The sequence below is a fragment of the Flavobacterium sp. FlaQc-52 genome, from assembly GCF_044007495.1.
In the GTDB taxonomy this organism is placed as follows: domain Bacteria; phylum Bacteroidota; class Bacteroidia; order Flavobacteriales; family Flavobacteriaceae; genus Flavobacterium; species Flavobacterium cupriresistens.
Window position 1 is genome coordinate 41,634 of sequence record NZ_JBIPCV010000012.1, and the last position, 11,732, is coordinate 53,365.

At 30.3% G+C, this 11,732-nt stretch carries 11 protein-coding genes; all 11 read right to left on the reverse strand.

Annotated elements, in window-relative coordinates; genetic code table 11:
• Positions 1-846: a glycosyltransferase family 2 protein gene (locus ACHRV5_RS18000; RefSeq protein WP_395427692.1), complete on the reverse strand. Its 846-nt coding sequence runs from the start codon at positions 844-846 to the stop codon at positions 1-3.
• A 10-nt stretch (positions 847-856) separates the two neighbouring features.
• Positions 857-1,711, reverse strand: a complete 855-nt coding sequence (locus ACHRV5_RS18005) for a glycosyltransferase family 2 protein (RefSeq protein ID WP_395427693.1) — start codon at positions 1,709-1,711, stop codon at positions 857-859.
• The gene (locus ACHRV5_RS18010; RefSeq protein WP_395427694.1) at positions 1,712-2,635 is read right to left on the reverse strand and encodes a glycosyltransferase family 2 protein; all 924 of its coding nucleotides are present in this window, start codon (positions 2,633-2,635) and stop codon (positions 1,712-1,714) included.
• Positions 2,632-3,471 carry a glycosyltransferase gene (locus tag ACHRV5_RS18015; RefSeq protein ID WP_395427695.1) on the reverse strand — a complete coding sequence of 280 codons (840 nt, stop codon included), beginning with the start codon at positions 3,469-3,471 and terminating at the stop codon, positions 2,632-2,634. Before ACHRV5_RS18015 ends, ACHRV5_RS18010 begins: the two co-directional genes overlap by 4 nt.
• A complete protein-coding gene (locus tag ACHRV5_RS18020) occupies positions 3,471-4,469 on the reverse strand; it encodes a glycosyltransferase family 2 protein (RefSeq protein ID WP_395427696.1) in 999 nt (332 codons plus the stop codon). The genes ACHRV5_RS18015 and ACHRV5_RS18020 overlap by 1 nt, the downstream gene beginning before the upstream one ends.
• 59 nt (positions 4,470-4,528) lie before the next feature.
• Positions 4,529-5,422: a glycosyltransferase family 2 protein gene (locus tag ACHRV5_RS18025; protein WP_395427697.1), complete on the reverse strand. Its 894-nt coding sequence runs from the start codon at positions 5,420-5,422 to the stop codon at positions 4,529-4,531.
• A gap of 10 nt (positions 5,423-5,432) precedes the next feature.
• Positions 5,433-6,359: a glycosyltransferase gene (locus tag ACHRV5_RS18030; RefSeq protein WP_395427698.1), complete on the reverse strand. Its 927-nt coding sequence runs from the start codon at positions 6,357-6,359 to the stop codon at positions 5,433-5,435.
• Positions 6,360-6,378: 19 nt separating this feature from the next.
• Positions 6,379-7,644, reverse strand: coding sequence for an ABC transporter ATP-binding protein (locus tag ACHRV5_RS18035; RefSeq protein ID WP_395427699.1), 1,266 nt, complete (start codon positions 7,642-7,644; stop codon positions 6,379-6,381).
• A gap of 36 nt (positions 7,645-7,680) precedes the next feature.
• On the reverse strand, positions 7,681-8,547 hold the full coding sequence (locus tag ACHRV5_RS18040) for an ABC transporter permease (RefSeq protein WP_395427700.1): 867 nt from the start codon (positions 8,545-8,547) through the stop codon (positions 7,681-7,683).
• A gap of 180 nt (positions 8,548-8,727) precedes the next feature.
• Positions 8,728-10,695 carry a nucleoside-diphosphate sugar epimerase/dehydratase gene (locus ACHRV5_RS18045; protein WP_230003307.1) on the reverse strand — a complete coding sequence of 656 codons (1,968 nt, stop codon included), beginning with the start codon at positions 10,693-10,695 and terminating at the stop codon, positions 8,728-8,730.
• Between the two features lie 96 nt (positions 10,696-10,791).
• Positions 10,792-11,667 carry a glucose-1-phosphate thymidylyltransferase RfbA gene (gene rfbA / locus ACHRV5_RS18050; protein WP_395427701.1) on the reverse strand — a complete coding sequence of 292 codons (876 nt, stop codon included), beginning with the start codon at positions 11,665-11,667 and terminating at the stop codon, positions 10,792-10,794.
• Between the last annotated feature and the right edge of the window lie 65 nt (positions 11,668-11,732).

Genomic DNA, 11,732 nt, shown 5'->3' on the forward strand with positions numbered 1-11,732 from the left:
TTATTTTTGGAATATGTTTTTTAAAAATCTGAAAGGTTTCAAAATGTTATTTCCTAATTTATAATCCATTGAGTTTAACCTTTTAATCTCATTTGCCTTGTATTTCAAGGTTCCTTTTTGCAAAAACGCAATTGTTCTGTCAAAATTCTCAACATACAATTCTTTGTGCTTATTCAATACATATCTATAGTTTTCCTCTTCGTATAAAAGATTTGTTGTTTGCAGCATTGAATTTTCTTTCTTTCTATAATTAAAGAGAAATTCCTCTAAAATGTATACTTCCCAGTTTCGCTTGGTAACCGAAATCCAAAATTCCCAATCTTCGTAACCCCTCCTCATTTTCTCATCGTATCCACCAGCTTCAAGCCAGCATTGTTTTCTAAATAAAGAACTTGCTGCTACATTATTAGAATACAAAAAATCATTAATGTCCCCCCCTTTTGGAGAATATCTAAATATAATCTTATTTTTAACAATAAAACATTTTACTAAACAACCAATAACACCAACAGATGGGTTTGAATTTAAAACCGGAACTGCTTTTTCTAGAAAAGATTTATCAAAAAAATCATCTGCATCTAAGGTTAAAATATAATCTCCGTTGGCATTTAAAATCCCAACATTTCTAGCCGCACTTAATCCTTTATTCTCTTGAGTAACTATTTTTATCTTTCTATCTTTAAAACTTGATAAAATCTTTTTGGTCGCTTTGTTTGATCCGTCATCTACAATAATAATTTCAGTATTTTCATAGGATTGCCTTAAAGCAGAATTAACACTTTCTTCTATGTAATCCTTGTCATTATAACATGGAATAACAATCGAAACTAATATGGGATTTTTCACTTTGTTTATTTTATTTTAAAACTAAACCTTTAATAAAACGAAAAGGCCTTAAAAGCATTTTACCTATTCTATAATCTGCTGATTTTCGAAGATTATGTGACCCCATTTCTAAAACCTCCATTTGAGAAAAAGTACTATCTATCATTAACTCATAATTAGCAACCCATAAGTCTTTATGCTTTATATAGATATATTTCCATAACTCATACTTGTGAAATTCATCTGCTTTCAAGTTTCTTGATCTTGCTTTCTTTCTATAATTAAACAAATATTCTTCTATTATATTAATTTCCCATCCTGCTTTAACAATTGAAATATTAAACTCCCAATCTTCATATCCCTTTTTCATTTTCTCATCATAACCGTTTGCATCAAGCCAACTTTGTTTCCTAAAAAGCACACTACCGGCAGATGCTCCGTTATAGAGAACTAATGTCTTCAAATCTGTACCAGTACGTTTAAATTTTTCTTTGATACCTTCATCAGTAAAGGTCTCAAACCAACAGCTAATTAACCCTACTTTAGTATTTTCAACAAGGCAATTTAAAGCCTTTGAAATAAAATCTTTCTCAAAATAATCATCTGCATCCAGCGTTAAAATAAAATCTCCTTTAGCTTGTTTTATTCCATTATTCCTCGCAGCACTCGGCCCTGCATTTTCTTGAGATAAAATGATGAGTTTTTCCTGTCTTATCCCTTTAAGAACTTCTTTTGTGGCAAAGTCTGAGCCATCATCTACAATAATAATCTCAACATTTTTATGCGTTTGATTATTAATCGAATTTATTGCTTGCTGAATATAATTCTGGTCATTATAACAAGGAATTATTACAGATACAAGATTATTTACATTTGATTGCATCATTTACACTAAATATTTTTTACCAGTTTCTCTATTTTGCAAAACACTATTTTTAATGCTTTTTTTATCTATCAATCTGCATTTGGTCTTATTTACTAAATATCCTTTAAAATCAAGTTTTAATAAACTCACAATTGCTTCTTTAAAAAAATATGTTTTTATTCTATCAATTTTTTTATACTCTTCTGAATTTACATCAGCGTACTTAACTCTTATTCTATTTAAAAATCTATTGTAATATTTTTCAGAACCTTTGGAAAAATTGACAGTATAATTGTTATCACTATCATGTTTTATAACCGTTGAAGGTGTAATTCCTATTTTTAAATTATGATAAAGCACTCTTTGACAAAAATTATCGTCTTCACCATACAAGAAAAACATAGGATCAAAACCTCCCACAACCTCAAATGTCTTTTTTGGTAAAAACCAGGCAGCAGCATTTATCATTTCTACTGAATAAATTTCCTTCAATGTATTATTTAAAATTGAATCAGAAATTAAATCTGAACATTGACGATTTATGTAATACAAGAAACTTACGTCTAACGAAGAGCCTTTCCCATCTGAGTGTATCGGACTGATTATGCCAAAATCCGTATTATTATTTGCGACCTCCAAGAGTTTTTCGATAGTCTTTTTTTCTATAACGGTATCTTGATTTAATAAAAAAACAAAATCGCTGTTTAATTCAAGTGCTAGTAAAATGCCTTTATTGTTTGCTCGTCCAAATCCTAAATTTTCTTTAGATTCGATGAGCTTAATTTTTTGAGAATAGTTATGCTTTAAAAACGCAGCTGTAGTATCAGTACTACAATTATCTACAATTATTATTTCTGGTAACAATGCACTTTCCAAGATAGATTTTATACAATCTTCGATCCATTTCATACCGTTGAAAGTAACTATGACTACACTTATTTTCATGATTTTTTTAACTTATTGAAGAAGTACTTTTCTAAAGAAAAAATTATTTTTATTGAAGAGCTAAACTGAAAAATTGAAAAAAGATAAATCAATCCTTCTTTTTTGCCTAAAATACGCAAACAATGATCTATATACGCCTTACCGGCAAAAAACTCCTGCTCGTAACTATATTTATACTTTTTTAATTTCTTCTGGTACTTTTTATGAAAAAGCATCATTGAAAAAAGCCATGTTTTATCTAATCTCCCAATAGAGAGATGTTCTATAAGAATTTTATTTGTTACTCCTATTTTTTTGTTTTTTTCAATTACTTCATACGATAAATTTAAATCATAACCATGAAATCCACCCAAACTTGTCTCGAATTCTATATTTAGACCTTTTTTTAAAGCCATAAATACACCATCAATAACATAAACTTCGCTTAGATCACCATCTTCAAATCCAAAATTTTCCTTTGTAACATTTCCCTTTTCATGTTGAATGATGTTTATTACTTTGTCCTTATCTTCACAATCCCACCAACCTGTGGGAAATTGGGTTTTGACTTTTGCACCAGCAATTCCAATAAGAGCAAAATCAGGATAATTGTTAAATTCTGATTTTAAAAGCAGTCCCCAATTTTTAGTATGGAATAAGATATCATCATGAATAAAACACAATATATCTCCTCTACTTTTCTGAATACCCAGGTTGTATGCCTGAAAAATCGAATATTTATTAGTAGAATTATCAATTAGTACAAGTTCAAAATTAGTTCCAACTGTATTTCGAATATTATCTTCAAATTTGGGATCGATTTTATCTTTACGCGAGCATATAATAATAGAAATCATCACTTATCATTGAGCTTTAAATACAAAAACAATCTTCTCTTAAACCTTCTAAAATATTTATTTTTAGTAATAAATGTACCTGGAATCATTATAAGGTATCCAAACCACTTCGAATATTCTTTACTTTTAAATAAAAGTAGTGCTTTATTGTACTTGATCTCTCTAATAATTTTAGTATTCACCGCCGCAATATTCAGATAATTAAAAGGTTTCTTCGAGTATAAAAAATCATTCATATTAGAACGCATAACAAGATCTAAGTTCAACAATCTCATCTTATCATCCGCTTTGAGTGCTTTTGCAATTACACTTTTGTTGTGGTAGCGAAAATTATTTAATTTTTTTGGAGTAAATGCTACTTTATTGTTCAGTAATACTTTAAAATAAAAAATCCAATCGCCACAATATCGTAACTCTTTGTCTGTTGTAATATACTCGGCTTGAAAATCATTCTTAAATCTAAAAATAACAGCACTTGCGTTTGGGATGACATTTTTATAAATTAAAAATTTTTCTACAAATATATTACCATCCATTACATTTTTTTTGTCAAACGCTGAATCATCCAAATTTAAAGTATAATCTAACCAACTTCCTGTAATTTCGTCTAACTCATTCATTTTATTTGATTGAGAATAAGATAAAACAATACTTACATCTTCAATCAAAGGTTTAATTAACTCCTCTATAAAATTGGGTTCGCAATGATCATCTGATTCAGCAATCCAAATAAAATCTCCTTTTGCTAATTGTATACCCTTATGCCATTGTATGAATGTATTTCCTGAATTAATTTCATTAAAAATACAGTGACTTACCTTTGGATTTTTAGCGTAGTTTGAAAGAATTTGACGACTGTTATCTGTACTACAATCATCTAATAAAATTACTTCAATATTATAATAACTCTGGTTGAATATACTTTCTAATCTTCTTTCCAGAAAAATAGCATGATTAAAATTGGGTACAATTACAGAAACAAGCGGCAACTTAATCATCTATTTCTATCTTTTTTTAAGCAATCATTAAGTTTTTTTTTAGAATCATCCTGTAGAGACTAAAAAAATCCAATAAAATTTAGTTTCTTTAAATACTTCTTTATTTTTTTTTCAATTTTAAATCCTATACTATTATTTGAATTTATTATTCTCTTTTTTAATTCCTCAACTTTAAGGTTCAATTCGTCATATTCTCTCATTTTTTTACTTATCATATGCAGCAAAAAAAAATTATAATCTTCTCTTGTAACCAAATTTTCTATATAACTGAAAGCCTTAATTGTATTTTCAAACATATGTTTTTTATTTCTAGTCATTCCTTCTGAATGTTGTCGATAAAAAGCCAACTTTTCGTTTAAAAAGTCAAAAGATATTTCTCTTTGAAAAATATATAACCACATTATCCAGTCTTCTTTTGCTCGTATATCTTCATTGAATCTAAACTCGTCAAATAATGAAGAACTAAAAAAACCACAATGAATTGGAATACTAAAAGTAGAATCCCATTCAAATAAAATTTTTTGAAAAGTAAACAAATTTATATCCAGATTAGAACCATATCCTAATTCATCCACAAGGCTTTTTTTAAAAAACTTGAAATTTGATACAATAACAGTATTAATTGAGTCTTTCCGGATAATGTTTACTGATTTAGAAAGTTTCTCACTATCTAAATAATCGTCTGCATCTAAAAATTGCACATAATCTCCATTTGCAAAATCTAAACCTGCATTTCTTGCACTACTCAGCCCTCCATTTTCTTTAAAAATGTATTTAAATCGATTATCCTTTAACAACCACTCACGAGCCACTTGCTCTGTATTATCAAAACTTCCGTCATTGATAATAATACATTCCCAATTAATGTACATTTGACATAATACTGAATGTAAAGCTTCGGGCAAATAATGTGCTTGATTGTAGCAGGGGACAATTATAGAAACTTTATTCAAAATTACTTGTTTAAAATGTTAAGAATTCTTGTTTTAGTGCACTTAAATATTTTCTAAAAGGCATTGATGTAGAAGTAGTTTTAAAATGTAAAAATGAAGTTTTAAAGATGTTTATATAAGACCTACTTTTAACTTCAATTCTGAATTTCTCCAAGTAAAAATTATTTAGAATTGAAATTACATTTCTATCAAGTCTTTTAATTTTCAAATACTTATAAATAGTTACTATTTGAAAAATATGAGTATTGTAATAATTGTATTTACTCAAATTATTCATAACTCCTTCACTATGGCTTCTATAAACAGATAAACAGTCAGTTGACAAATATGCTTTTTTTTGTCCAGAATTCTTAATTAAAATAACATAGAGCATCCAATCACCGAAAGTTACTTTTTCAAAATCTTTAGGAAATTTAAATTTAACATTTCGAAACATTACTGTACATGTAATTATATTGTTTTGAGTTAAAAAATCTTTTAACTCAAAACAATTACTCTTTTCAATATTTAATAAAGGCTTGCCACATAAATTAGAATCTGCAGTTAATTGGATTGCATTCCCGCTATGTATAACATATTCATCATTTAACTCTAAAAAATCGACTTGTCTCTTTAATTTTAACGGATCGATCCAGTAGTCATCTCCTTCACAAATGGCAATAAACTCACCTTTACATGCCTTTAAAATAAATACCGAATTTGGCATCATTCCGAGATTAGACTCCTGTTTTATATATTTAATCCAGCTACCTCTTGGATGATTTTCAATAATTGACATTACAACTTCATGAGTATTGTCAGGGGATGCGTCATTAGAAACAATTAATTCAATCTCAAAATCAATTTCTTGCATCAGAACACCGTTTATTGCTTCTTCAATAAATTTCTCATGGCCATAAGTTATCATGCATACGCTGACCTTTATTTTTTCCGACATTTATTGATCTATTAAAAATTTATTCTATTTTCCATTCAAACTGCGGTTTTATATAACCGGGCTCTCTACCCATATAGGTCCCCAATTCTCTTCCGGAATCTACAACCGTAAAAGAAATAATATCATTTTCGACAAAAACTGATTTTCTTGCATCCTCAATTATAAAAAGCGACAGAAAATATTGCCCTGACTGGAAAAAAGACGCCGGAAAATTACATGTAATCCTATTTACTCCACCTTTTAAAGAAAATGATCCTGCATTAGAGAACGAGAACATTGCCTCGCCCATTTCGTTAAACAAGTGATAGGTTATATGATATCTCTGTGCATCATTTACTTTTATATCTATTTTTGTATTCAGAATAATTAATTCATTCTCCAGTAATACAGTATCAGAACTTCTTCCTAAATTATGTAAAGAAATTTCGTTTAATTTGAAAATCGGAAGGTCATACTCTTTTCCAAATGTTTTCAAATTGATTGCTTCAGCACCACCACCAAGATAATAACTTACTGCATTTTCTATTTCGCCTTCAAAAACAACTTTACCATTTTCTAAAATAATCCCTTTGGTACACAAACTCTTCACTGCTGCCATATTGTGACTCACAAACAAAACTGTACGCCCTTCTCCTTTAGAAATATCCTGCATTTTACCAATTGCCTTTTTCTGAAACTCGGCATCTCCAACAGCCAAAACCTCATCAATTACCAAAATTTCGGGTTCTAAAAAAGCTGCAACTGCAAAAGCCAAACGAACCGTCATTCCGGAGCTGTATCTTTTTACAGGTGTGTCAATATAACGTTCACAACCTGAAAATTCAATAATTTCATCCAGTTTTGAAGCGATTTCTTTCTTGGTCATACCCAGAATGGCACCATTCAAGAAAATATTCTCACGACCGGTCATTTCACCATGAAAACCTGTACCTACCTCAAGAAGTGAAGCAATACGACCGCGTGATTTTATACTGCCCGTTGTTGGCGCCGTTACCTTTGATAATATTTTTAACAGTGTAGATTTCCCTGCTCCGTTTTTACCGATAATTCCCAACACCTCTCCACGTTCAACTTCAAAATTAATATCCTGAAGGGCCCAAACATAGTCTGAAGTTCCTTTGGTAGAACGATCATTTGTATCTCCGATTTTCAGATAAGGATTTTCTTTTCCTAGCAATTGATGCCACCATCTGTTTAAATCATGACTTATGGTTCCTGTACCAACCTGACCTAAACGATATTGTTTAGAAATATTTTCGGCTTTTAATATGATATCTTTTTCCAATGGTAAATTATAAGTTGACTCTTTTAAAATTTTAAACTAAACGGTATCAATAAAACTTTTTTCAGTCTTGTTAAAAACTAAAAGTCCAATAAAAAATACTACAATAGTGATCGTGACGGTGTAACATAACCCTAAAATTGATATTTCACCAACATTTAAAAGCATGTATCTGGAAGTTTCTATAATATAAGCCAAAGGATTATACGTTACAATCCAACCGTAATTCGGCAGTTTTTGTTTAATCAAATCCATTGGATACATTACGGCAGACAAATACATTAGTAACTGTATTCCAAAACCAATTAAGTAGCTAAAATCACGGTATTTTGTTACCATTGAGGAAATCAACATTCCTAATCCCAATCCTAAAATTCCCATGATGAGAATAAGAACAGGGAAAAACAATACAATGCTATTAAAACTTAAGTCTCTTCCTTGAATAGCATAATAACAATAGAAAGCAATAAAAATAAAAAATTGTATTCCGAACTTGATTAAATTAGAAATCACAACTGAAAGCGGTGTTATGATTCTGGGAAAATAGACTTTACCAAAGATTCCGGCATTTGCTTTAAAAGTATCTGATGTTCCGTTAAGACAGGCTGTAAAATAGTTCCATACAGTTATTCCTGCCAAATTAAATAAAAACGGAGGAACAGTACCGGTATTAATTCCGGCAACATTATTAAATATTATAGTGAAAGTGATTGACGTAAACAGCGGTTGAATCAGGTACCAAAGCGGTCCTAAAACGGTCTGCTTGTAAACCGTAATAACATCGCGCTTTACAAAAAGAAACAGTAAATCCCGATATTGCCAGATCTCTTTAAGATTTAGCGAAAAGAATCTGTTTTTTGGTGTTATTTCAAACAGCCAGTCATTAGTAGTATTTGTATTGTTCATTTTTACTTATATCACAATAAAATTGCAATAGTATTATTTAAAATTGGGGCTTGCTTTTTTATCGGTATATTCAATTAACAAGATTTTTGCTTCCTTAAAAATTATTTAAAAAGCAAAAAGGCGTTTTTTAAAAAAACACCTTTTAATATACTCTTATAATCAAAATTTAATTTACCAAAACTAGTTATCCAAAACTTCAAAAGTCGAATTCATACTTTTAAATTCCGGAACTATTTTTTTCATTTTAGTAACAATATCGTCATTATCATAAAAATCAGCAATACCGATAAGCTCTTCGATCTCTGTATGTAAATTTTCATATTCATCCTGTATCTCCTGCGCTATCATGATTTTATTGTGATAAGTGGGTAATGTTTTAGAAGTATCATTTAATAATTCTTCGTATAGTTTTTCTCCCGGTCTTAATCCAACAATTTTTATTTTTATCTCCTTGTCAGGAATAAAACCTGCCAGTTTAATCATTTTTTTTGCTAAATCAATAATTTTTACCGGTTTACCCATGTCGAAGATATAAATCTCTCCACCGTTACCCATCGCTCCGGCTTCTAACACCAACTGACATGCTTCGGGAATAGTCATAAAATAACGAATGATATCCTGATGCGTAATCGTTACCGGTCCGCCTTCAGCAATTTGCTTGGTGAACAAAGGCACAACAGATCCATTTGACCCCAGAACATTTCCGAAACGAGTCGTAATAAACTTTGTTGCAGTTTGATTCTCTTCTTTTTGATTTTTCAAAAATAAAGACTGCACGTATTTCTCTGCAATTCTTTTACTAGCCCCCATCACGTTGCTAGGATTAACAGCTTTATCCGTAGAAACCATAACAAACTTTTTGATGTTATACTTACAGGATAAATCGGCTAAATTCTTAGTTCCTTTAATGTTTGTTAAAATTGCCTGAGACGGATTCTCTTCCATTAAAGGAACATGTTTATATGCCGCAGCATGATACACAACATGTGGATTATAGGTTTTAAAAACCTTTTCCAATGCTTTTTTACTCCTCACGTCAGCAATTACAGCAACGATTTTTGTTTCACTGTTCATGCTTAAAGTTTCTAAGCATAAATTATGAAGGGGAGTTTCGGCATTGTCCAAAATAATGATTCTTTTAGGGTTAAACCCTAATACTTGTCTTACTATCTCACTCCCTATTGACCCTGCTGCACCACTAATAAGAATTGTCTTGTCTTTTAGCTGTTTCGAAATTGATTTACTATCCAAAACGATAGGTTTTCGCTCTAATAGATCTTCAATTTGAATATTTTTTACTTTCTGAGAAATCTCTTTTTGATTCTCCCAGTCAGAAATAAGAGGTACTGTATAAACCCTGTAATTAAACTCTAAACACTGATCAACGATAATCAATTGTTCTTCTTTCGATAAACTTTTATCCGCTATAATTACGCCTTCTGCAGCAACAGAACGCATTAATGCCGGTAATTTTTTTCTCAAAATCAAAATCGGCAGATCTAACATTCGTTTAGATGCATTTTGATTGTTTTTATCTACAAAACCAACGATTTTAAATCTGGAAGGGGATTCAAATTTTAATGCATTGGCTACCGAAATAGCATTTGCATCGGTACCATAAATAACGGTTCTGATTAACTTAGAACTGGTTTTCTCAGAAAAATACAATTCGAAAGTTTGTTTGACAATTACACGGTATAAAAACAAACCGCAAAAAGATAAAACTAAATTTATAAACAGTGCTGTATTTAAAAACGCTTTGTGCCCGAAATACAACTCAAATACCAGGTTAAAAAACAAAAAGAACACCAAAACTGACATTTGTGAAAACAGCAGTTTTATAGCGTCAATATAAGACGAGTGTCTAATAATTCCTGAATAAGTCCTAAATAACCAAAAGAAAAAGATATTAATAAAAATTAAACTGGTTACAAAGTAAAAATGATGTGAAGTAACAATGTATCCCAATGCTGTTCCTTCAAACAACATATAAGTAAAAGTAAAGGAAAAGACTAATACCATTACGTCTATACCAACAATAATCCACCTAGGTAAGTAACTTAAGTTATTAATATTGGCTCTTAGATTTCTTGGCGAAAAATAACTATGCAGGAAATCCGTGATTCTGGTTGGTTTATCTGTATTCAATTTGGTTTGATTTGCATTGAAAATCTTAATATGTAATTTCTACAAAAATACAAATTTAAAGATATTAAAAATTCATTTCAATTAAAAATAATAGCTTTAGTCTTTTATATCAGAATTTAAAAGATTTATCAAGTACTCCCCGTAACCTGATTTATTTAATGGCTCTGCCAGTTTTTTTAATTGTTCTGAAGTTATGAAACCTTGTCTCCATGCTATTTCCTCAATGCACCCTACTTTTAGGCCTTGACGTTCTTCCAGAACCTGCACGAATTGACCCGCTTGCATTAAACTGTTAAATGTCCCTGTATCTAACCAAGCTGTACCTCTGCTTAAAATGCCTACCTTTAAATTACCTCTTTCAAGATATACTTTATTGACATCTGTTATTTCATATTCGCCTCTAGCGCTTGGTTTTATATTCTTGGCAATTTCAACTACAGAATTGTCATAAAAATACAATCCGGGAACAGCATAACTCGATTTAGGTTTTTCAGGCTTTTCTTCAATTGAGATCGCTTTTAGATTTATGTCAAATTCAACTACTCCATATCGTTTTGGATCTGAAACATGGTACGCAAAAACTACACCTCCGTTTGGTTTCGTATTAGATTTTAAAAGCTCTTGCATGTTTGAACCGAAAAATATATTATCACCTAATATCAAAGCGACATCGTCATCTCCTATAAACTGTTCACCAATTACAAATGCTTGGGCTAAACCATTAGGAACAGCTTGTTCTGCATAAGTAAATTTACAACCTAATGCCTCCCCATCTCCTAACAATTTTTTAAAATTTGGTAAATCATAAGGAGTAGAAATGATTAATATTTCATTTATTCCTGCCATCATCAACGTTGATAATGGGTAATAAATCATCGGTTTATCATACACGGGCATCATTTGCTTGCTTACTGCAAGTGTTAGAGGATGCAAACGGGTACCTGAACCTCCTGCCAAAATAATTCCTTTCATAATACTATAATTTTAAATTTCATTATCAAAGTCGATTCTCAACATTTATTTTATAATAATAAAAT